At 69.0% G+C, this 21,496-nt stretch carries 18 protein-coding genes; 10 read left to right on the forward strand and 8 right to left on the reverse strand.

Going from position 1 to position 21,496, the window contains the following annotated elements; genetic code table 11:
• From ACT3SZ_RS00545 to ACT3SZ_RS00560, 4 genes are read right to left on the reverse strand one after another with little or no spacing between them, the layout of a single operon-like run.
• A complete protein-coding gene (locus ACT3SZ_RS00545; RefSeq protein WP_444615874.1) occupies positions 1-705 on the reverse strand; it encodes an ABC transporter ATP-binding protein in 705 nt (234 codons plus the stop codon).
• Positions 684-1,598, reverse strand: a complete 915-nt coding sequence (locus ACT3SZ_RS00550; RefSeq protein WP_444615876.1) for an ABC transporter permease — start codon at positions 1,596-1,598, stop codon at positions 684-686. Before ACT3SZ_RS00550 ends, ACT3SZ_RS00545 begins: the two co-directional genes overlap by 22 nt.
• The gene (locus ACT3SZ_RS00555; RefSeq protein ID WP_444615878.1) at positions 1,595-2,635 is read right to left on the reverse strand and encodes an ABC transporter substrate-binding protein; all 1,041 of its coding nucleotides are present in this window, start codon (positions 2,633-2,635) and stop codon (positions 1,595-1,597) included. The genes ACT3SZ_RS00550 and ACT3SZ_RS00555 overlap by 4 nt, the downstream gene beginning before the upstream one ends.
• On the reverse strand, positions 2,632-3,828 hold the full coding sequence (locus ACT3SZ_RS00560) for an LLM class flavin-dependent oxidoreductase (RefSeq protein ID WP_444615880.1): 1,197 nt from the start codon (positions 3,826-3,828) through the stop codon (positions 2,632-2,634). The genes ACT3SZ_RS00555 and ACT3SZ_RS00560 overlap by 4 nt, the downstream gene beginning before the upstream one ends.
• Before the next feature lie 286 nt (positions 3,829-4,114).
• Here ACT3SZ_RS00560 and ACT3SZ_RS00565 point away from each other — a divergent pair, with 286 nt between their 5' ends.
• A complete protein-coding gene (locus ACT3SZ_RS00565; RefSeq protein ID WP_444615882.1) occupies positions 4,115-5,125 on the forward strand; it encodes a type IV toxin-antitoxin system AbiEi family antitoxin in 1,011 nt (336 codons plus the stop codon).
• A gap of 21 nt (positions 5,126-5,146) precedes the next feature.
• Here the strand turns inward: ACT3SZ_RS00565 and ACT3SZ_RS00570 are convergent, their stop codons facing one another.
• The gene (locus ACT3SZ_RS00570; protein ID WP_444617023.1) at positions 5,147-6,448 is read right to left on the reverse strand and encodes an MFS transporter; all 1,302 of its coding nucleotides are present in this window, start codon (positions 6,446-6,448) and stop codon (positions 5,147-5,149) included.
• A 294-nt stretch (positions 6,449-6,742) separates the two neighbouring features.
• On the opposite strand from ACT3SZ_RS00570, the gene ACT3SZ_RS00575 reads away from it, so the two are divergent.
• From ACT3SZ_RS00575 to ACT3SZ_RS00585, 3 genes are read left to right on the forward strand one after another with little or no spacing between them, the layout of a single operon-like run.
• Positions 6,743-8,086: a monooxygenase gene (locus ACT3SZ_RS00575; protein ID WP_444615883.1), complete on the forward strand. Its 1,344-nt coding sequence runs from the start codon at positions 6,743-6,745 to the stop codon at positions 8,084-8,086.
• A complete protein-coding gene (locus ACT3SZ_RS00580) occupies positions 8,083-9,540 on the forward strand; it encodes an LLM class flavin-dependent oxidoreductase (protein WP_444615885.1) in 1,458 nt (485 codons plus the stop codon). Before ACT3SZ_RS00575 ends, ACT3SZ_RS00580 begins: the two co-directional genes overlap by 4 nt.
• Positions 9,537-10,781: an acyl-CoA dehydrogenase gene (locus ACT3SZ_RS00585; protein ID WP_444615887.1), complete on the forward strand. Its 1,245-nt coding sequence runs from the start codon at positions 9,537-9,539 to the stop codon at positions 10,779-10,781. Before ACT3SZ_RS00580 ends, ACT3SZ_RS00585 begins: the two co-directional genes overlap by 4 nt.
• A 176-nt stretch (positions 10,782-10,957) precedes the next feature.
• On the opposite strand, the gene ACT3SZ_RS00590 is transcribed toward ACT3SZ_RS00585, so the two are convergent.
• Positions 10,958-12,406: an ATP-binding protein gene (locus tag ACT3SZ_RS00590; protein ID WP_444615889.1), complete on the reverse strand. Its 1,449-nt coding sequence runs from the start codon at positions 12,404-12,406 to the stop codon at positions 10,958-10,960.
• Positions 12,407-12,538: 132 nt separating this feature from the next.
• Here ACT3SZ_RS00590 and ACT3SZ_RS00595 point away from each other — a divergent pair, with 132 nt between their 5' ends.
• From ACT3SZ_RS00595 to ACT3SZ_RS00610, 4 genes are read left to right on the forward strand one after another with little or no spacing between them, the layout of a single operon-like run.
• Positions 12,539-13,072, forward strand: coding sequence for a flavin reductase family protein (locus ACT3SZ_RS00595; protein ID WP_444615891.1), 534 nt, complete (start codon positions 12,539-12,541; stop codon positions 13,070-13,072).
• Between the two features lie 37 nt (positions 13,073-13,109).
• Positions 13,110-14,204 carry a dimethylsulfone monooxygenase SfnG gene (gene sfnG, locus ACT3SZ_RS00600; protein WP_444615892.1) on the forward strand — a complete coding sequence of 365 codons (1,095 nt, stop codon included), beginning with the start codon at positions 13,110-13,112 and terminating at the stop codon, positions 14,202-14,204.
• Entirely contained in the window at positions 14,191-15,273 is a 1,083-nt protein-coding gene (locus ACT3SZ_RS00605) for an acyl-CoA dehydrogenase family protein (protein ID WP_444615893.1), read from the forward strand. The genes sfnG and ACT3SZ_RS00605 overlap by 14 nt, the downstream gene beginning before the upstream one ends.
• Before the next feature lie 27 nt (positions 15,274-15,300).
• Positions 15,301-16,611: a hypothetical protein gene (locus ACT3SZ_RS00610; protein ID WP_444615894.1), complete on the forward strand. Its 1,311-nt coding sequence runs from the start codon at positions 15,301-15,303 to the stop codon at positions 16,609-16,611.
• 56 nt (positions 16,612-16,667) lie between these two features.
• On the opposite strand, the gene ACT3SZ_RS00615 is transcribed toward ACT3SZ_RS00610, so the two are convergent.
• Together ACT3SZ_RS00615 and ACT3SZ_RS00620 are read right to left on the reverse strand one after the other, a co-directional pair.
• Positions 16,668-17,384, reverse strand: a complete 717-nt coding sequence (locus tag ACT3SZ_RS00615; RefSeq protein ID WP_444615895.1) for a hypothetical protein — start codon at positions 17,382-17,384, stop codon at positions 16,668-16,670.
• A gap of 135 nt (positions 17,385-17,519) precedes the next feature.
• A complete protein-coding gene (locus tag ACT3SZ_RS00620; protein ID WP_444615897.1) occupies positions 17,520-18,269 on the reverse strand; it encodes a GNAT family N-acetyltransferase in 750 nt (249 codons plus the stop codon).
• 144 nt (positions 18,270-18,413) lie between these two features.
• Between ACT3SZ_RS00620 and ACT3SZ_RS00625 the strand changes: the two genes are divergently transcribed.
• On the forward strand, positions 18,414-19,778 hold the full coding sequence (locus tag ACT3SZ_RS00625) for a SidA/IucD/PvdA family monooxygenase (protein WP_444615898.1): 1,365 nt from the start codon (positions 18,414-18,416) through the stop codon (positions 19,776-19,778).
• A complete protein-coding gene (locus tag ACT3SZ_RS00630; RefSeq protein WP_444615899.1) occupies positions 19,775-21,496 on the forward strand; it encodes an amino acid adenylation domain-containing protein in 1,722 nt (573 codons plus the stop codon). The genes ACT3SZ_RS00625 and ACT3SZ_RS00630 overlap by 4 nt, the downstream gene beginning before the upstream one ends.

Genomic DNA, 21,496 nt, shown 5'->3' on the forward strand with positions numbered 1-21,496 from the left:
TCAGGAGTGTGCCACAACCCCCAACTCCTCCAGCAGGCGCTCACGCAGATCGCCATCCGTACTGTCCGTGCGCACATCAAGACTCAGTTGCCCGTCAGTCAGCACCACCACCCGGTCGGCCAGGGCGATCGCCTCGTCCACGTCGTGGGTGATCATCAGGACCGACGGTCGGTGCCGGGCGACCAGGTCGCGCAGCAGGCCGTGCATCCGAATCTTCGTCAACGCGTCCAACGCACCGAAGGGCTCGTCGGCCAGCAGCAACTCCGGCTGGCGCACCAGGGCACGGGCCAGCGCGGCGCGCTGCTGCTCGCCACCGGACAACTCCACCGGCCAGGCACGTTCGCGCCCGGCCAGGCCGACCTCCTCCAGGGCGTCGGCCACGGCTTTCTCGGTCGCCCGCCCTGCGGCACCGGTGGACGGCAACCCGAGGGACACATTGTCGGCGATGCGCAGCCACGGCACCAGGCGCGAGTCCTGGAACACCACCGAGACCCGCTCCGGCACGGCGACGACACCGCGACCGGCGACATCGGCATCCAGCCCGGCCAGCGCACGCAGCAGCGTGGATTTGCCGGATCCGCTGCGTCCCAGCAGTGCCACGAACTCGCCCGGCGCGATGTCCAGGTCGACCCCGGCGAGCACATCGCGGGTGCCGTCGAAGGTGCGGTGCAGATTACGGACACTCAGCTGATGGTTCGTCGCCATGTCAGCGCCCTCCCTCCGATAGTGCGGATCAGTGCATCGGCGGCCACGCCGAGCACGGCGTAGACCACCAGGCCCACCACGATGATCTCGGTCTGCCCGTAGTTGGACGCCAAGGTGATCATGTACCCCAGCCCCGAGGTCGTATTCACCTGTTCCACCACGACCAGGGCCAGCAGCCCCGCGGTCACCCCGTAGCGCAGCCCCAGGATCACCCCGGGCAGCGCGCCAGGCAGGATCACCCGACGCAGGAACTCCACCCGGCTCAACTCCAGGGTGCTGGCCAGTTCCACGAACCGCCGGTCGATCGAGCGCAGCCCGTCGAAGGTGTTCATGTACACCGGGATCAGCGTGGCCAGGGCGATGGTGGTGATCTTCATTTCCTCACCGATGCCGAACCACAGGATCAGCAGCGGCATGAGCGCCAGCGTGGGGATCGACCGTTTGACCTGCACCGGGCCGTCGATCAGTGACTCGCCCCAGCGCGACAGTCCGGCCAGCAGCGCCAGCGTCACACCGGCGGCCACGCCCGCGGCGATGCCGATGCCGGCACGCGTCAGCGAGGCCACGAGCGACTCCTGCAGACGGCCGGACGCCACCAGCTCGCCGAACGCACTCGCCACCTGCCAGGGGGCGGCGAGGATGCGTGGGTCGATCAGGCCCGTCGCCGAGCCGACGACCCACGCCGCCAGCAGGACGAGGACGCCGACGGAGCCGCGCGCGCGGCGTGTGGCCCGCCCGGGGCCGTAACTGCGCCGCACCGGGCGCACATCTGTGCCGGTGCTGCCGGACGCGGCGCGCGCCGCGTCCTGCGTCTGTGCGTCCTGCGTCGGTGCGTCCTGCGCAGAAACGTCCTGTACAGGCGGGGAGGTCGTGGGTTCCAGTGTGGTGGTCATGATGACAACTCCTCGGGTTCGAAGCGACGGTCGTAGAGGTCCTCGACGTCGATCTCGGGGTGGTCCTGCTCCGTGGAGAGCAGATCAGCGGTCTGCTGGTGTTCGGCAATGAGGTCGTCCCAGGTGTCCGGCACGGCGAAGTCGCCCTGGCGCTCGACGACGTAGGCGGCGTCCTGCTCGGACAAGCCCTCGTGGTCGACGAGGTAGGCCTGCGCGTACTCCTCGCGGTGATCGTTGATCCACAGGTTGAGCTTGTCCCACACCTGCGCATACTGCTTCAGCGCCGCGGTCTTCTTCTCGTCCTGCAGCGTGGACGTCGGCACGTAGAGGTGCCAGGGGTCGTCCGGCACGCCCGGGGCGATGGTGGACGCCCCATCCTGCTCATATTTCGCCAGGTAGGACCGCGCCTGCGAGATGCCCAGTGGGGCCAAGTCCACCTCGCCCTTGGCGATGACGTTGACGAAGGTGTCATCGGTGCTCTGCAGCTCCACAAGATCCACATCGTCTTTGCTCAGCCCGGCCTCCTGCAGCACGCGCAGCACCAACGCGCCCTGCGCCTGACCAGGACTGTAGGCGATACGTTTACCCTTCAGGTCCTTGATATCGGCGACGTCCGCGCCGGGGGCGATACCCAACTCATAGGTCGGGTGCTCCAGCGGGTCCACGGTCCGACGCGCCGAGACGATGCGCACCGGCTCATTGGTCCACGTGGCGAACAGCGGCGGGATGTCGGCGACCGCGCCCACGTCCAGCGCGTCGGCACGGAAGGCCTCCAACGTTTTCGGCCCGCCGTCGATATTCGCCCACTCCGGGGTGAAGTCCAGCTCATCGATCAGGCCGGACGCCTCCAGCGCCGTCTGCGTGCGCGGATCGCCGATGCGCAGGACGGTGTCCGGGTCGACCACATCGGAAATCGCGGCGGTCTCGTCGTAGTCGGCGTCCCCGGCGCTGTCGGACACGGCGTTGCAGCCGCTGACCGCCAGGGCGGTCGACGCGACCACAGCGGTCAGGGCGGTGAGGCTGGTGTTGCGTGTCATGCGCTTTTCACCTCTGCCTGCTCTGCCAGCGCCGGGCCGTGATGTGTCACGGCGGCACCGCGCCGACGCACCGCCGGGATCACACCCTCGCCCACGTGGTAGGTCTCCTCCAGGTGCGGGTACCCCGACAACACGAACTCGGTGACCCCCTCACGCTGATACTCCAGGACCAGGTCAGCGACCTCCTCATAGGAACCCACCAGCGCCGTGCCCGCCCCGCCGCGTACCAGGCCCACGCCCGTCCACAGGCCCGGGTGGATCTGCAGTGCGCGTACGTCGTCACCGCGATGGAAGGACGCTCCGCGCCCGTGCAGTTCGGCGATGCGCCGCTGGCTCTCCGACTCCGAGGATGCGATGGTCTCCTGCGCGGCGCGCACGTCCTCCTCCGAGACGTGGGTGAGCAACTGTGCTGCAGCGTCCCACGCCTGCTCGGAGGTTTCCCGGGCGATCACGTGGACGCGCAGCCCGCCGCGCGCCTTCGGCACGGCGCGCAACTTCTCGCCCACCTCGGCAGGACGCTCCCCCCAGGTCAGGTACGTATCGGCGTGCTCGGCGGCGACCTGCAACGCCTCCGGGGACGACCCGGAGAAGTACACCGGCGGCACCGTCGCCGGACGCACCGGCAGACGTGCGCCGCGCACGTCGACGTGGCGTCCTGCGTAGTCGATCTGGTTCTCGCTGGTCCAGAGCTGCTTCCACACCTCGAGGTACTCGGCGGTGCGCTCATAGCGCTGCGCCTTGTCCAGCCGATCCCCGCTGGCGGCCTGCTGCACCGGCTCGCCACCGGTGACGACATTGAGGTTCAGCCGATCGCCGGACAGCCGCTGGAAGGTGGCCACCGACTGCGCCTCCTTCAACGCCGTCGCCAGCCCCGGACGCACCGCGACCAGGAACTTCAGCCGCTCGGTCACGCCCAGCAGGCTGGTGGCGATGAGCCACGGGTCCTCGCACCACAGGCCCACCGGGATGAGCACGCTGTCGAAGCCATTCTGCTCGGCGGCCAGCGCGAGTTGGGTGAGGTAACGGCTGTCGACCGGGCGGTCCGGCAGGCCGTCGCGACCGTTGGCGGCGACGCGACCACCGGGGCCGCCGCCGACCACGTAACGGGAGTCGACGAAGGGCGGCAGGTACCAGTGGAAGGTCAGTTCGGGTTCATGGTGCCGCTCTAAGGTGTGTTCATCATGTAATGGCATGGCCCGAGTGAACCACTCTGTCTAGTCCGAGCCCTAGGCTTCCGCTCCCCATGAACCGAATGAACCGACTGAGGGGCCAAGATCGAGCGTGGGATGTTTGAATCCACCGGTTCAAACATCCCACGCTCGATCTTGGCCCCCGCCCCGCCCGTACTGGCGCCTCTCTCCTCACGGTGCGAGCTAAGCAGCGACCACCCGAGCGAGTCCGGGCACCCGTGTTCGGTCCTAGTGAACGTTCAGTTCAAGCGAACAAGCGTATAAGTTGTAGAGCATGGACGCGACTCAGTTGGACGTCGACAGCATCCTGCGCCGGCTGCGCGAGAACACCGGCCTAGCTGTCAGCCCGGTGGAAGGCACCGGGCAGGCCCGGAATGCGGCGACGAGTACGTGTCTGGAATTCCAGCTCCCGGGTGGAGGCGGCACTCACCTGGCGCAGCTTCAGGTCATGCCACAGCTCCGCTCCCCGGATCTCGCGCGACTGGACCATGCCCGGAAGGGCGGAATCTACACGCTCGTGGTCGCCGACCGGGTGACCCCGATGATCGGAGACCAACTTCGAGAGATCGGATACTGGTTCGTGGACCGTTCCGGCAACGCCTTCCTGTCCGGCCCCGGCCTTTACGTGGACATTCGGGGCAGGCAGGAGCGCATTCGCAAGCAGGTCCGGCCCCGGCCTCAGCCGCAAAACCTGTTCACTCCGCGGCGGTCGCAGGTGATCTGCATGCTTCTCACCGAGGCATCACTGGCGCGAGCCCCGCTCCGGAAGATAGCGAGGGAATCGGGTACGTCACTGGCAATCGCCAAGGGGACGATGGACCTGCTTGTGCAGTCCAAGTACATGGAGACCACCAGTCGGGAGCGGTGGATCGTGGAACCGCAGCTGCTGCTCGATGCCTGGGCCAGTTCCTTCCGCTCCGGTCTCGGTCGAGACCTGTTGTTGATGACGGCCTCACGTTCCGACCGTGACTTTGCCGTCCCGGCAGGATTCGGTGCGGATATCAGCGGTGAGCAGGCGGTTCCGGAGTTGATTCGGAATCCGGAGACACTGACCGTCTACCTTGACGCTAACGACCGCGGAAGGGTCCCGGTTCCCGTCCTAGTGGAGAACAGATGGCGGCAGGACGACCGTGGCGAAGTGACGGTCCGTCGGAGGTTCTGGTCGTCCGAGTACTCGGGCGAAGGGATCGGTAGGCCGCCGCTGCCGCTGGTGTACGCGGATCTCCTGGACATCGACGATCCCCGACTGCATGAGGTCGCAGTAACGGTAAAAGAGCAGGTACTGGACGGCTTCCGCTGACGAGCCTTTAGCCACCCAGCCCTAGTGCCCCGTGTACTCGCGCCAGTGTGTGGCAAGCAGCTCGTCGTCGATGAGGGTGTTCTTGCCGGCGCGCACACCCAGCACACCCATCACCAGGGCGATGATCACCAGAGCGATGAGGATCCCCGTCCAGTCGCCGGTGTGCCCGTGCACCAGGCCGATCACGAACGGTCCGATGCCGGCGATGAAGTAACCCATCGGCTGCACAAAACCGGACAGCCTGGCGGTGACCAGCGAAGAGCGGCTACGCGCGGTGATCAGCGCGATCGCCGTCGGGAAGCAGAATCCGCCGAGACCCAGCAGCCCGGCCCACAGCAGCGGCGCGGCCGTCGGCGCGAGCAGCACGCCCAGGTAGCCAGCCGCGGTAAACAGGGCGAACACCAGCGGGAACGGTGCGAGACTACGTGCCCGGTCGATGACGGTGGGCATCACGATGCCGCCGAGGATGTTGAACGCGCCGATCATCGCCAGCGCCACACTGCCCACGTCGCGCGACACCCCGGAGTCCACGTAGATCTGCGGCAGCCAACCCATCTGCAGGTAGGCGTTCATCGCCTGCACGCCGAAGAACAGGGTGAGGAACACCGCCGTCGGCGAGCGCCACAGCGAGGTGCGCGTGAGGCGCTCGACCTCCTGCGCCGTCGGCTGCGGCAGCGCCGAGGGGATCGTGTCGGACGCACCGGACGCCGCAGCGTCCGCAGCGTCCGCCACGTCCTGCGCGTCCTGCTTCTTCGCCGCGCCGGGGAAGTCGGAGCCGGTGCGCAGGGCGACGACCACCCACACCAGCACCTGCGACAGGCACAGGAAGGCCCACACGAACAGTGCCCAACGCCAGGCGTCCGACCCGTCGAACCACAGTGCCGACAGCGGGCCCACCGCGCCGGACACTCCGAGCAGCGCGCTGTAGACGGTCATCAAGGCCACCGTGCGGCGTCCGCCGTAGTTCTTCGCCCACGCCGGGATCAGCACATTGCCCAGCGCGATTCCCGCCACGACCAGGCCGGTCAGGGTGATGAACACCGCCATGGAGCCGACCCACGGGCGTGCCACCAGGCCCACCAGGGAGACGATCATGCCGATGAGGATGGTGCGGCTCAGCCCCAAGCGTCGGGCCAACGGGACCGCGCACAGGCCCATCACACCGAAGAGCACTCCGGGCAGCGCGGTGATCAGCCCGGCATAGGAGCTGGAGGTGCCGTAGGCGTCGAGGACGTCGGAGAGCACCGGGCCGAGCGAGGCGATGCCGGCGCGCAGGTTCACCGCGGCGACGGCCACGGCGACGAACGCCAGCACCACCGGGATCACCGGTCCGCCGGGCAACCTGCCACGCCTCTGCGTCCGGTCGCCACCCTGCCTGTCGTCCGCCACCGTCGAAAACCTCCTGCTCAAGAAATACGCGCTGCTACCTGACGAACCATAAGCGCCCGTCAGAACCCCTGCAAACCTACTCCCCACCCGTCGTGCACAGGACACCGGGCAAGAGTAGACGCACCTGCCCTGCCTTCTACCGTGCCACATCGTCGCCGGTCAAGGGTTCGCCACGCAGTGTGGCGAAGGGTGTCGGAGCCTCCCGGCAAGCCCCTACGGTTCCGGGGCATGACAAGCACACACGACACGAACAGCACCCCAACCATCGCGATCATCGGCGCGGGCCTCGCCGGCGTCAACGCCGCCCTGGCCTTCCACCGCGAGGGCTGGGCGGTGGACCTCTACAGCAACCGCACCCGCGCTGAACTGCGCGACGAGGTGCCAGCCACGGGTACCGCGATCCTCTTCGGCGCCTCGCGCGAACCCGACCGCACCATCACCACCGACCGCTACGCCGCAGATTCTTCAGCCCACGCCGCCGCCCACTTCGCCGCGAGTTCCGTCGTCATCGCCGGAGCACCGCCCGAGGCGTCCTTCACCGCCAACTTCACCTACGAGGCGCAGTCGGTGGATCCCCGCCTGCGCGCCGACGACCGGCTCGGCGAATTCCTCGCCGAAGCCCACGAACGCAGCCGCTTCATCGTCGAGGACATCACCGCCGACTCGCTGGACGCCGTGGCCGCCGAGCACGACCTCACGTTCGTGGCCACGGGCAAGGCCGGGCTCGCCGATATCTTCGACGCCGACACTGACCGCACCCCCTATGACTCCGCCCAGCGTTACCTGCTCACCGTCACCGCCCAGGGCCTGCCGGCCGACCACGTCTTCGCCGGACGCGGCAGCACGGTGCCCGGCGGCCTGCTGTCGCTGCACGAGGAGGGCGAGGTGTTCGTGGGCCCGCACCTGCACAAGGACGGGGAACCTGACAGCACAGACGACACAAGCACCTGGGTCATCCTCGCCTGGGCGCGCCCCGGCACCGCCACCGAGGAGGCGTTCCGCTCGGCGGTGGACGCGGACACGGCCCTGGACGTCCTGCAGGATCTGCACCACCGCGTGTTCCCGGACGTCGCCGGGGACCTCGACTCCCTGCGTCCGCTGGACTCCGACCCGCACTCCTGGCTGAAGGGCGCGGTGACGCCGCGGGTGCGTCGCCCCACCGCCCGCACGTCCGGCGGCCACCTCGTGGCGACCCTCGGCGACACCTCTGTGGCCGTGGACCCCATCGCCGGGCAGGGCGCGCAGCTGGGTACCTACCAGGTCGCCGCCCTGCGCGACGGACTGCGCGCAGCCCTCAACAACAACGACGCCTGGGACGAAAGCCTGCTCACCGACCTCTTCGAAACTCATTGGGAGAACCACGCCGCGGCCGGTGTGGCGGTGACCTCGCTCTTCCTCGGAGACCCGGAGTACGCCGAGGTCGCCCAAGAATTCTTCACCTCCGCCCCCGGCGACCCGGCGGCGGCGAGCGCCCTGTTCAGCCTGTTCTCCGACCCGGCACCGGCGCTGCGCCTGCGCACCGCCGGTGACGTGCGCGCGCTCGTAGCGTCCTACCGCGAGGTCGCGGCATGAGCGGCGGGCGCATCCGGTTCAACGCCTTCGACATGAGTTGCGTGGTGCACCAGTCGCCGGGGCTGTGGCGACATCCGGACGATGAATCGCACCGCTACACCGACCTGAGCTACTGGACCGACCTGGCCCGCACGCTGGAGGACGGCCTGTTCGACGGCATTTTCCTCGCCGATGTGCTCGGCGTGTACGACCTCTACGGGGCGTCGCCGGACGCGGCGCTGCGCGCCGGCGCGCAGGTGCCCGTCACCGACCCGCTGCCGCTCGTCGCCGCGATGGCGACGGTGACCGAACACCTCGGCTTCGGGCTGACCACCGGCACCGCCTTCGAGCACCCCGTGCCCTTCGCCCGGCGCGCCAGCACCCTCGACCACCTCACCGGCGGACGCCTGGGCTGGAATGTGGTGACCGGCTACCTGCCCTCGGCGGCGCAGAACACGCAGTCGCACGGCCAACTCGACACCTTCGAGCACGATGCCCGCTACGACCACGCCGACGAGTACCTGGAGGTGCTCTACTCACTCTGGGAGGGCTCCTGGGAGGACGACGCAGTGCGCGCCGACCCGCTGACCGGCATCTACACCGATCCGCACAAGGTCCACCCCATCAACCACCACGGCGCGCACTACACGGTGCCGGGTGTGCACGTCTCCGCGCCATCGCCGCAGCGCACGCCGGTGATCTTCCAGGCCGGGGCGTCCTCCCGGGGTAGCGCCTTCGCCGCCACCCACGCCGAGGCCGTGTTCGTCGCCGCGCCCACGAAGGAGACGCTCGCCGCGGTGGTCGACAATCTCACCGCCAAACTGCAGGACGCCGGACGCTCCCGGCAGGACGTTGTCATCTACGCGCTGCTCACCGTGATCACCGACGAGACCGACGCGCTGGCGCAGGCGAAGGCCACCGAATACCGCAACTACGTGGACCCGGAAGGGTCCCTGGTGCTGATGTCCGGGTGGATGGGCGTGGACTTCGCCGAAGTGGGGTTGGACGCACCGCTGACCGACCTGGGCCCGGCGGCCTCCTCGAATGCGATCCAGTCCGCGGTCGCGGCGTTCCAGCAGGCTAGTGGGAGCGGCGGTCCCGACGGTCCCGACGGCGACGGTAACGGCGGCTGGACGGTGCGCGACCTCGCGGAGTTCGGCGGCATCGGCGGGCTCGGCCCCGTCGTCGTGGGCTCCGGGGAGAGCGTCGCCGATGAGCTAGAGGACTGGGTCGCCACCACCGGGGTGGACGGCTTCAACCTCGCCTACGCCATCACCCCGGGCACCTTCCGCGACGTCATCGAGCACGTGGTGCCCGTCCTGCAGGAACGCGGACGCTACCCCGTCGAACACCCCACCACTCCCACCACCCTGCGCGACACCCTCTTTCGCCGCGGCGCCCGCGTCCCCGACAACCACCCCGCCCACGCCGCGCGAATCCGCCACCTCCCCCGCACCGAAGGAGTCCGATCATGACCATCTCCCCTGTCTCCCCTGCTGCTAACAGCGCACTTCCCAGCGACGAGCAGCTCGCCGAGGTCTTCCGTCCCGCCTTCGAGCGCATCGCCGAGGGTGCCGCCGACCGCGACGCCCGACGCGAACTGCCCACCGAGGGCATCCGCCTCCTGCGCGACTCCGGCTTCGGGACGCTGCGCGTGCCCGTCGACCGCGGCGGCTTCGGCGCCTCACTGCCGCAGACGTTCGCCCTACTCATCGACCTCGCTGCCGCCGACCCGAACCTCACCCAGGCGCTGCGGGTGCACTTCTTCTCCGTGGAGGGGTTCCTCGCCGCGCTAGAGGGTCCTGATGCTTCTGTCGCGGAGAAGAACCTCAGTGACGTGGTGGACGGCGTCCTGTTCGGCAATGCGATCTCCGAGCGCGGCATCGGCGCCGCCGAGCGCTACCAGACCAGGCTGACCAGGCAGGACGATGGCGACTACCTGCTCAACGGCACGAAGTACTACAGCACCGGCAGCCTCTTCGCCGACCGGATCGTGGTCGCCGCAGACCTGGACGGCGAGCGGGTCACCGCCACGGTCCCCGTCACCGCCGCCGGCGTGCACCAGATCGACGACTGGGACGGCTTCGGCCAACGCCTCACCGGCTCCGGCACCACCGTCTTCGACAACGTCGCCGTGCCCGCCGACGACGTCGCGCCGGGCGGCTACGGCACCGCCGGCAGGACGCCCGATACGTCCTACCTGCAGTTGTTCCACCTCGCCGCGCTGGCGGGCATCGCCCGGCGCGCCGCCGACGACGCCCGCGACCGCGTCCTGGTGCGCGACCGTACCTACACCCACGCACCGTCCGACGTCCCGCGCGAGGATCCGCTGGTGCAGGCGGTGCTGGGACGGGTGGACGCCGCGGCGTTCACCGCCCGCGCCACCACACTGGCCGTCGCCGAAGCAGTCGCGGCGGCCTTCAACGGCAGCGACGCACAGATCGACACCGCCGAACTCGCCGCGGCCCGGGCGCAGGTGTCGCTGATCCCGCTGGTGCTGGACGCGGTGAACGAGATCTTCGAGACCGGCGGGGCGTCCCTGGCGTCCGACACGCTGAACCTCGACCGGCACTGGCGCAACGCGCGCACCCTGGCCGTGCACAATCCGGCGGTGTACAAGCAGCAGGCCCTCGGACGCTACGCCCTGACCGGCGACGGCACCACGCTGCCCTACGCCTGGAGCGCCGGGGTGCGCGGCGTGAACCACGGCGAATAGTCGAGACTGGGCGCTCTGAGGACCTCGGCGGGAACCCCTGCAGAGACGTACCCCGCGCGCCGTGCCGGATTCGACCTTCCCGCGGCACGAGCGCGTCGAATTCGGCACGTGGCGCGGGGTCCGTCTCTGCCGGGGTGCGCGGTGTGAACAGCGAGGGATGAACGGGGCCTGTCTCCTCAGGGGCCGAGCAACCCCACCGGCACGAGCCACACTCCGTTGGGCAGGCGAGTCGCCGGACCGCCGGGGACGACCACGATCAACGCCGCCGGAGGATGATCGATCGTCGACGCAATCTGGAGGAGACGCTCAGACGCCGCTTGTGCTGCACGGATCCCCAGCTTGACCTCCACCCCGATCCACGAACCGTCGCGACGCTCCACCACGGCATCCATTTCCGCTGTCGCGTCCTTCGTCCGATAGTGGAACACGGTGGCGTCCATGCGTTGTGCGTAGATACGCAGGTCACGGACCACCAGGGACTCGAAGAGGAAGCCGAGCGTCTCCGGGTCCCGCAATAGCCCCTCCTGCCCCATACCCAAGGCAGCAGCGGCCAGCGCCGGGTCAACCAGATGCCTTTTCGGCGTGGCCACCAACCGGGTACGTGACCGGCGCTGCGGAGACCATGCCGGCTGGTCTTCGACGATGAACATGCGCTCGGCGAAGTTATGGAACACCCCGGCGAAGTCCTTCCCGACGTCGATACCTTCCTCACCCAGCCGCTTCCCCACGGTCGACAACGGCGACGGGTGCGCCGTCAACGAGGCATAGGCCTGTACAAAGTTGCGGAACCGTTCCGGTGCTCTCCTCGTCCCGCCGACAAGCGGGAAGTCGTGGATGCTCAACGCATCGAGGTAGTTCCGGACAAGATACTGCGCATCATCCGGGGCGTGCTGGATCCATGCGGGGAATCCGCCTCGGACAATCAAGCCTGCCGCCTGTTCGGGCGTGATCGGCGACGGGCCACACTCCACCGACTCACCGGCGAACGCCGCATTGAGCGAGAACTCGCCTGTGGAGTCGCCGGACTCCTGAAGACTCATGGTGCGCATGCGTACCGAGACGATCCGTCCGGCACCGGGATGACGGCGCGCATCATCTTCGGGCCATGCAGAACCCGACAGAATGAAGCGGCCGGGACGAGGATCTTCATCCGCACCACGACGTACCGCACCCCAGAGTTCCGGTACCAACTGCCATTCGTCGATAAGTCTCGGTTCCTCACCATCCAATGCCATCTGCGGCGACAGACGCACTGCCGCCAGCGCGTCCTGCCGAGATTCGTCGAGCACTTCACTAGACCGGGCATGCTGCAACGCCGTGGTGGTCTTTCCACACGCACGGAGACCGGTCACTGCCACTGCTGGCGACAGCCTGAGGGCACGCGCTAACTCATCGTCGACAATTCTCGGTGCATAGGTGTTCACCTGGCCCAATATAGCATCCACGGCGGATAGTCGACGTAAACCACGGCGGATAGTCGAGATGAACCACGGCGGATCGTCGAGACTGGGCGCGCTGGGGACCTTGGCGGGACCCCTGCCGAGACGGACCCCGCGCCGCGTGCCGGATTCGGCCTTCCCGTGCCGAGCTCGCGTCGAATTCGGCACGTGGCGCGGGATCGTCACGCCACAGACCTTTCATTCACCCCTTTGCGGAATCATGGCCCCAAAACAGACCACATGGTCTACTCGGAGGTGTCGCACGTTGAGACCACCCCGTGCACCGTCCCAACACCATCCCCCGTCAGGAGAACCACCGTGACGTCTTCACTTAGCTCCCAGAGCCACACCGCCCACACCACCACCCACACCCCAGCGGCCGACCCCACCGCACTGCGCAGTGCATGGGCGTCGATCCCCACACCGATCACCACGGTCGCCGCCGTCATCGACGGCCACCCCGTCGGCCTGATCGTCGGCTCCTACGTGGGACTTTCGCTGGAACCGGCTCTCGTGGCGGTCAGCGTGCAGAAGAGTTCCCGGACCTGGCCACTGCTGCGCAACGCCGAGCACCTCGGCATCTCCGTGCTCACCCGCGCCCACCAGGGCCACGTCCGACAGCTCGCCGGCCCCGTCGACAAGCGCTTCGACAGCGTCGGCTGGAGCACCGACCGCGACGCCGTGCTCGTCGACGACGCCGTCGTCCACCTCACCGGACACATCGTCGATGAATACGACACCGGCGACCACGTCACCGCCGTCCTGCAGATCGACCGCGTCAGCGAGGAGGCCCCCTCCGAGGTGCCGCTGGTGTTCCACGGCTCCCAGGTCACCGTCGTCGGCGAACTCTGACCGACCCCGACAAGAGAAAAGATAAGGAGGCACACCCATGTCCACCGCCACCACACCTGCACCCCAGGACCTCCAGTTCGCCTACTGGACACCGAACGTCTCCGGCGGCCTGGTGGTCTCCGAGGTCGAACAACGCACCGACTGGGGCATCGACTACAACCGCACCCTCGCGCGCACCGCCGAGCAGGTCGGCTTCGATTACGCCCTCACCCAGGTCCGCTACCTCGGCTCCTATGGCGCGGAGTCCCAGCACGAGTCCGTCAGCTTCTCCCTGGCGCTGCTCGAGGCCACCGAGCGGCTCAAGGTCATCGCCGCGGTCCACCCCGGCTTCTGGCAGCCCGCGGTGCTGGCCAACCTCGCCACCACCGCCAGCGAGATCCACGGCGGACGCTTCGCGCTCAACGTCGTTTCCGGCTGGTTGAAGGACGAATTCCAGAAGTTCGGCGAACCCTGGCTGGAGCACGATGAACGATACCGCCGCTCCGCGGAGTTCCTGCAGGTCCTGCGTAAGATCTTCACCGAGTCCCCGGCGGACTTCCAGGGCGACTTCTACCGCCTGCACGACTACGCCATCAGCCCGCGCCCACAGGTCGCCCCCGAACTCTTCCAGGGCGGCAACTCCACCGCCGCGCAGGCCAATGGCGGACGCTTCGCCGACTGGTACTTCATCAACGGTGCCCCCGTCGACGAACTCGCCGCCCAGATCGACAAGGTCCGCCGCCACGCCGACGCCGCCGGGCGCGAGACGAAGATCGGAGTCAACGCCTTCGTCATCCTGGAGGACACCGAGAAGCAGGCACACGACAAGCTGCGTCACATCGTCGACAACGCCAGCCGTCCCGCCGTGGAGGGCTTCCGCCAGTCGGTGAAGCAGGCCGGCCAGTCCACCGCCGACGGCCAGGGCATGTGGGCCAACTCCACCGTGGAGGACCTGGTGCAGTACAACGACGGTTTCCGCACGGGTCTGATCGGCACCCGCGAGCAGATTGAGGAACGCATCGACGAGCTGCGCCGCATCGGCGTGGACCTCGTACTCACCGGTTACCTGCACTTCCAGGAGGAGGTCGAGCGTTTCGGCACGGAGATCATCCAGCCGTTGCGCGCCGCGCATCCTGCCGATGTCCCCGCGTAGCAGCGGGCCGCGCAGCACAAGCACGCAGCAGGCGCTCGTCGCCGACGCGGTCGCGCGGCTCCGGGCGTCCGGCCTGCTCGCCGCCACGGTGCCCGCCCGCCTCGGCGGGCCCGAGCTGCCGGCGTCGGTGATCGCGGAGGTGCTGCGCATCCTCGCCACCGGGGATGGTTCGCTCGGGCAGATCCCGCAGAGCCATTTCGTCTTCACCCGCTGGCTGTTCACCGGCACACACCCGCACGCCGAACGCCGCTGGGCCGACCTCCTGCTCGACGGCACGCTGGTCGCCAACGCCCAGGCCGAACGCGAACCCACCGTCCTGCAGGACGGACGCCTCACCGGCGAGAAGATATTCTGCACCGGCTCCGCCTACGCCGACGTGCTCGCCATCACCGCCCGACGCCCCGGCGAGGACCGCCAATCCCTGGTCGTCTTCCTGCCAGCCGACACCGCCGGCATCCGCGTGTTGGACGACTGGGGCGAGCGCTCACCGCTCGGCCAGGAGTTCACCGCCTCCGGCACCGTGGTCCTCGACAACGTCGCCGTCCCGCCGGACGCCGTGCGCGCCTTCGACACGCAATCGGGCCCGGCCGCCTACGGTGCCTTCGCGCAACTGCTGCACACCGCCATTGACGTCGGCATCTCCGGTGCCGCGTTGGACGCTGCGCTCGCGCTCAGCCGCGACGGCTCCTTCGCCCCAGCCGCCGGTCCCGACCCCGTGACCGCCCACCTGGCCGGCGACCTCGTCGCCGCCCAGTTCGCCGCCGAGGCCGTCCTGGAAAAGGCCGGACGCGCCGTCAACGCCGTGTGGGCACAGGACGGTCCCTCCGCCGCCGCGTCGCTCGCGGTCGCCGCGGCGAAAGCGACGACGGGGGAACTCACCGTCGACCTGGCGTCCCGCCTCTTCGAACTCACCGGCACCCGCGGGGTGACCGGTCCCGGCGGGGATCTGGCGCGGCACTGGCGCGACCTGCGGACCCACACCCTGCATGAACGACGCCGCGACAAACTCGTCGTCCTCGGACGCGCCGCGCTCACCGGCGAGGACCCCGTACCCGGGCCTCAGCTGTGAGCGGGTGCGCCCGGTAACCTGCGGGGCATGACTTTCAGCGTCCCGCCGGTACCGCCCTCCGCCGTCTACTGGACGACGCTCGACGCCGCCGGGGATATAGAGGACGCCGACCTGCGTTTCCTCGTCGCCGGGCTGATGGACACTCACGGCGCGCTGCGCGCGGTCATCACGCCGGACGGCACGTGCACCGTGCCTGAGCAGGCCTCTTTCGCCCCCGGCGATGTCATCGCCGAGGACGGCACCGGGCCCGGCGCGCTCGCTGCATCCCTCGGCCCGGCATCCGGGCGGGTGTGGCGGGTCAGTCTGTTGTCGCCGACGCGGCTGCTGTTGTGCGTCTACCGCGGGGTCGTCGACGCGGAGTCGTGGTCCACCCTCGTGGCCGACGCCCGGTCCTTACTCTCCGGTCACGCGGTCGCCCCGGCCGGCGACTGGGGCCCGCAGGCACAGATGGACCCGCCGGCACCGTTCGACGGGGGCGGGCCGTCAACGTACAAGACCATCGACGTCAGCGACGCCGACGCCCTGCTCGAACTACTCCCCGCCCAACTTGGGGTCAGCCACGACGAGATCATGCTCGCCGCGGTCCTGCTGGCCCGCGCGTCCGCCGGATTGCCGGACGCTGCGGTGGCGTTGCGCGCCCGCGGGCGCACCTCGCCGCTGAGCCCTGGGGTCGGACGCACCGTCGGACGGCTCGACCGGCAGTACGTGGTCGCCGCGCCTGGCGGCGTGGACGGGTTGGACGGATTGGACGCTGCGGCGCTGCTCACGGGTGGTCCGGCCGTGCTGGCCACGCTGACGCACGTACGCGACGCGCTACGCGGCGGCGCCGCGACCAGCGCAGCGTCCGACGCAGCGTCCGATCCTGTACCGGCGGCGACGGTGGAGGTCAGCGCGGCGAAGGTGTCGGTGTCCGGGCCGGTGCGTCCGGTGGACGGGGTGCCGCACGTGATCCTGGGGACCCAGCGTCTGGCGCGGGTGACGGTGGTCGACGAACGCGGCGGTGCCGGCGGCGAACTGGTGTGGCCGCACCTGGAGCAGGCGCTGATCAGCCTGTCCGCGCTGGCACGGCTCATCGAGGCCGGAGTCATGGAAGCCGCTGAGTCTATGCCTGCGACCTCGATCAACCTCTTCGGCCACGGGGCGGTCGCCGCCGACCGGACGGTGAACCTCTCGCTTCTTCCCGAGGTCAACGGTTTCGAGATCGTCAAACGACTGCAGGCCACCCACCCCGGCGGCACCACGCTGGTGCGCCTGCCCGGAGTCACCGACCCGAAGGCCACCGGTGGACGCTCCGGGCGGGTCGGCAGCGGCGTGACCGGCCGGCTGATCATCGGTTGATCATCGGTTGATCATCTCCCTCACACACGGGCAGGAAGGAACGCTCTACGATGCGCTTAGCGCAGGCCGGTCGCGCTCGTCAGCCCCGATATCGGGCACGAGGAGATCGCGGCATCGAGCGTGGAGCGCCCGGTGACGTAGGCGTAGACGTCCGGGTCGATCAACTCGAATAATTCCTGAACCTCGACCAAACGTTCTTCCAGGCCGGTGCGGGTGGAGAACACCGGCTCATTGTGTGCCAGCCTATTGCGGAACTTCACCACGCGTGCCACGAGGTCATGCACCCTCGCTCGCCTGGTTCCCTTGGGAAACGCCCGGTGCAGCATCGGGTTCCACAGCGTCGGCGTCCGCTCGCCCACGGTCAGGTTCGACCAGAACCCGAACGTCAGAGCGGCCACGACTTCGGCGTGCGTCGGTGCTGAACTCAGGCCTCGCTTGGCATCGGCGATCCGGGCCAGGCTCGTCTGATTGCGGCGGCGCTGCTGGTCGCGGGCTCGTTGAACGCCCTGTTCCAGATGGAACAGCGGCGCTTGCGGGTCAATGGCCCAGTCCGGAAATCGTCGTGTGAGTTCGCGGTCGTAGGCGTTGCGCAGCGCGACTTCCAGGTGCCCGACGTCCACGATCCCGGCGGCCGCTACCCGCGAGTTCCATAAGTAGGTTTCCATCGCTAGGGCATGGTCTCCGCTCGCCACATCAAGGTAGCGGCGGTATCGTGGCGCGCTCAGCCACCGCGCCGCTTGCGCGGCATCGAGCGAGGACTCATCACCGGTCATATCTGCTACTATAGGTGCATCGCCCCGCGGCAACCGTCCTCTGTCTGACTCAGGTCAGTTAGGCACCGCGGGGCTTTGTTCGTGCCAATGGTGCATCGTCGGGCTGAACGACAGAATGCTCATCTACTGCGGGAGTCACACCAAGTCGCCGTCCTGCGGGTCGCCGAGCAGGCGCGACCGCGGGCCCACGCCGGCACCGGGCCAGAAGAACAGGCGCACCCGACGGTCCGCGCGCTGCTGCCACTGCCCGGCGTCCACCCCGCCGCCGCGGCTCATCACCCGGTGCACCCGGTGGTTGGAGACGTCCGGCTCGGCCATCACCAGCCGGCACTCCGGATCGGACTGCAGCAGCCGGTCGGCGAACGCGCCAACGAAGGGGCCGAAAATGCCCTTGCCCGTCAGCGTCGGTTCCCCGATAGCAACGTGGAAGCCCAGGTCGTGGGGTTCGGAGGCATAGGCCATGCCGATCTCGTCGCGGCGCGGACGGTAGATCTCCATGTAGCCGACGTCAGTCGGACCGTCCGGCCCCTCGTAGGACAGGATCAGCGGCACGGCGTAGGTGGTGGAGAGTTTCGCCGTCCAGTCCGCTGCCCACTGCTGCGCCGGCCAAGCCTGGTCCCAGGTCTCCACGAGGTGCGGGCGGTTCATCCACTCCGCGACCATCTGCGCGTCCGTGGCCGGGTCGGCCACGCGCAGGGTGATGCCGTCGGTATCTCCCGTACCGCCCGCTCCCGAACCACCCACCCCGGACCCGGCGCGGTACTCGACCGGGATCTGCGGGGGTGCGTCCAGGTACTCGCTGTCGGGGAGGTCGGTGCGCAGCCGGTGCAGCACGCTGAGGTCCGTTCCTGTGTCTCGATCATCAGTGAGGTTCTTCTCGGTCACAGTTCCTGCCTTCTCCTGCTGGTCATGCCGCAGATATGATACTTAGGGATTCCTACCCTTTGATAAGGGCTGCCGTGACAGAGTAGCGTGCCACCAGAACAGTCTGACATCCATCGTCGTCCAACGACAGGAGCACCCCTCACAGTGTCGAACCCTTCACTCATCATCCTCGGCGCCGGGCCCAAGGCGGTCGCCGTCCAGGCCAAGGCGCACGCCCTGCGCAGCCTCGGCCTGCCGGCACCGACGATCACCGTCGTCGACCACCAGGGGGTGGGTGGCAACTGGCGCGCCGGCGGCGGGTGGACGGACGGACGCCACCAGCTCGGCACGTCCCCCACCAAGGACGTCGGCTTCCCCTACCGCACCCGCATCGCCGGAGAACAGACAGGACAGGACACGGGACAGGACGCAAACCGCGCCGTCGACCGCGCCCTGCTCGACGTGAGCTGGACGAGTTTCCTCATCGCCACCGACCGCTACGCCTGGTGGGTCGACCACGGCCACCCCAACCCGCGGCACTACCTGTGGGCCGACTACCTGCGCTGGGTCGCCGCCCGCTCCCATATGACCCTGGTCAATGGGCAGGTCACCCGCCTGGGGCTGCGCGACGGCGACGGCACCGGCAGTGGCGCGTCCGGCGCGTCCGGCTGGTCACTATCGGTCGACCGCATCGACGGCACGATCTCCCGCCTAGAGGCCGACGCCCTGATGCTCACCGGCCCCGGACGCTCCGACCGTCGTATCGCCCCACTGCCGACGGTGTACTCCGTCGCCGGGTTCTGGCAGGCGGTGTCCTCGGCCCAGCTGCCCCCGGCCTCGCGGGTAGCGGTGATCGGCGGCGGGGAGACCGCGGCCAGCGTGGTGGAGGAACTCATCGGCCACGACGTGGTCGACATCGCCGTCGTCTCCCCCACTCCCACGATCTTCACCCGCGCCGAGGGCTCCTTCGAAAATGAGCTCTACACCAACCCGCGCCTGTGGTCGGGGTTGGACGAAACCGACCGCACCGACGTGATCAACCGCTGCGACCGCGGCGTGTTCTCTGCCCAGGTGCAGGAGAAACTCATGGCCGAGGACCGGGTCAGCCACGTCCGCGGCCGCGTCACCGCCGTGCACGGCAGGGACGGCGGCAATGGTATGGCCGAGGTGCAGATCGGTGACCGTACCGAGGTCGTCGACCTCGTCGTCGACGCCCGCGGCAACTCACCGTTGTGGTTCACCCGCATGATGAACGACCAGGTCGTCGCCCGGCTCATCGGTGCTTGCGGCGGGGCAGTCACCCCGTCCGGCGTGATGGACCGCATCGGTGCCGACCTGTCCCTGACCGGTATGGACCCCACCCTCTTCCTGCCCACGGTCTCTGGCTGGTGCCAGGGCCCCGGTCTGGCCAACCTCAGCTGCCTCGGCGAACTCTCCGACCGCGTACTCGCCGGCCTCGGCGCAGGTTGTGCCCCGGACCCGGAGTCCCTGCGCTTCGCCCCCTCCCGTCCCGAAAGGACCATCCTGTGACCGCACCCGATACCGTGCGCCCGTACACCGGTCGCGCCGGCGACCTGCGCTTCGGCCCCGCCGCCCCCATCGAGCCGTCCACGCTGGACGCACTGCTGCACAACACCCTCACCGCCGGCGGCGACGCCCCTGCAGTCATAGGCGACGGCGGGACGCTGAGCTACGCCGAGCTGGACCGTAGGTCCAGCGCCGTGGCCCGCTTCCTGCGCGCCAAGGGTATCGGCACCGGCGACCGGGTCGTGGTGCTCGCCCACCGCTGCGGGTGGCTGCCCGTCGTCGCCGCCGGCGTGATCCGCGCCGGCGCGGTCTACGTCCCCGTCGACGCGTCCTACCCGCACGAACGCGTCGCCTTCATCCTCGAGGACTGCGCCCCGGCCGCCGCCTTCGCCCTCGGCGGGGCGTCGCTGCCCCGGCAGGACGGCACGCAGGACGTCACACTGCCGGGTGGGACCGTCACCGACGACTCCGCGTTAGGACGCCACTTCCTGCGCGACACCGGTGCGTCCTTCGAGGCTTCCGAGCAGTCGCGGCCGGTGTCCCCCAACGACCACTGCTACCTGATCTACACCTCCGGGACGACTGGTACGCCCAAAGGTGCGCTGAATACGCACATTGGCGTGGCCGCGCACTTCCAGTGGATGAGGCGGGTCATGGGCGCTGGAGCTGGTGCCGGTACCCCGATCCGGATGCTGCAGAAAGCACCCGTCGGTTTCGACGTTGGCGTGGCCGAACTGCTCGGACCGCTGGCCACCGGCGGCACCGTCGTCGTGCCCGGGCCCGAGTGGTGGCCCGGCGATGTGGACACAATGGTGCAGATGATCTCCGTGCACGAGGTCACCGTGCTGTCGATGGTGCCGTCGTTGATGCGGGTGCTCCTCGACGTGCTCGACGACTTCGGCACGCCCCTGTCGTCGCTGTCGAATATCCGTCACCTGCTGCTCGGCGGTGAGGCGGTGCCGGCGGACGTGGTGCGTCGTGCCCGTGACGGCATCGGCTGCCGCGTCCACGGGCTCTACGGCCCGACCGAGGCGGCGATGGACGTGACGTGGGTGGAGTACACCGACGAGCTCGTGGCCGCCACCGACTTCGACGACCGGGCCAGCCTGCTCGGCCTGCCGGAGGACAATGTGGGCGTATACGTCATCGACGAGGACGGTGTCGAGGTCGACCCCGGCGGGAGCAACGCGGCTGACTGGTCGCGTCCCGGCGAACTGTGCATCTCCGGACCGCAGGTCGGCGGCGGTTACTTCGGACGCGCCGAGCTGAGCTCGCAGGTGTTCGTGGAGTCGCTTCAGCCGCAGGTCGACGGTGGGCGGATGTACCGCACCGGCGACGTGGTCTCCTGGACCGAGGTCGACGGCACCCGCATGCTGCAGTTCCTGGGCCGTATCGGCGACCAGGTGAAGATCCGCGGCAACCGTGTGGAACTCGGCGAGGTCGAGTCGCGATTGCGGGAACTCGATCGCGTGCGTCAGGCTGCCGCGGTGGCCGTGAACCGGGGCGGGGCGGACACCCTGCTGGCCTTCGTTGTGCTCGACGGAGCCGGCACGGGCGCTGATCCGGCCGCTGAGCCGGGCGCTGACCTGGCAGCGCAGTTGGCGCAGCACGTGCCCGAGTACATGGTGCCGACCCGGATCACCGTCCTCGACGACCTGCCGGTCAGCCCCAACGGGAAACTGGACCGCGCCGCGCTGCGCCGACTCGCCGACGGGCGCTAG

The sequence above is a fragment of the Corynebacterium sp. AOP40-9SA-29 genome, assembly GCF_052377405.1.
Taxonomy (GTDB): domain Bacteria; phylum Actinomycetota; class Actinomycetes; order Mycobacteriales; family Mycobacteriaceae; genus Corynebacterium.

Excerpts from the sequence above, each read along its gene's own strand:
- ACT3SZ_RS00545 (WP_444615874.1), bottom strand. The coding sequence starts at position 705 with ATGGCGACGAACCATCAGCTGAGTGTCCGTAATCTGCACCGCACCTTC.
- ACT3SZ_RS00550 (WP_444615876.1), bottom strand. The coding sequence starts at position 1,598 with ATGACCACCACACTGGAACCCACGACCTCCCCGCCTGTACAGGACGTT.
- ACT3SZ_RS00555 (WP_444615878.1), bottom strand. The coding sequence starts at position 2,635 with ATGACACGCAACACCAGCCTCACCGCCCTGACCGCTGTGGTCGCGTCG.
- ACT3SZ_RS00560 (WP_444615880.1), bottom strand. The coding sequence starts at position 3,828 with ATGCCATTACATGATGAACACACCTTAGAGCGGCACCATGAACCCGAA.
- ACT3SZ_RS00575 (WP_444615883.1), top strand. The coding sequence starts at position 6,743 with ATGACAAGCACACACGACACGAACAGCACCCCAACCATCGCGATCATC.
- ACT3SZ_RS00580 (WP_444615885.1), top strand. The coding sequence starts at position 8,083 with ATGAGCGGCGGGCGCATCCGGTTCAACGCCTTCGACATGAGTTGCGTG.
- ACT3SZ_RS00585 (WP_444615887.1), top strand. The coding sequence starts at position 9,537 with ATGACCATCTCCCCTGTCTCCCCTGCTGCTAACAGCGCACTTCCCAGC.
- sfnG (WP_444615892.1), top strand. The coding sequence starts at position 13,110 with ATGTCCACCGCCACCACACCTGCACCCCAGGACCTCCAGTTCGCCTAC.
- ACT3SZ_RS00605 (WP_444615893.1), top strand. The coding sequence starts at position 14,191 with ATGTCCCCGCGTAGCAGCGGGCCGCGCAGCACAAGCACGCAGCAGGCG.
- ACT3SZ_RS00610 (WP_444615894.1), top strand. The coding sequence starts at position 15,301 with ATGACTTTCAGCGTCCCGCCGGTACCGCCCTCCGCCGTCTACTGGACG.
- ACT3SZ_RS00615 (WP_444615895.1), bottom strand. The coding sequence starts at position 17,384 with ATGACCGGTGATGAGTCCTCGCTCGATGCCGCGCAAGCGGCGCGGTGG.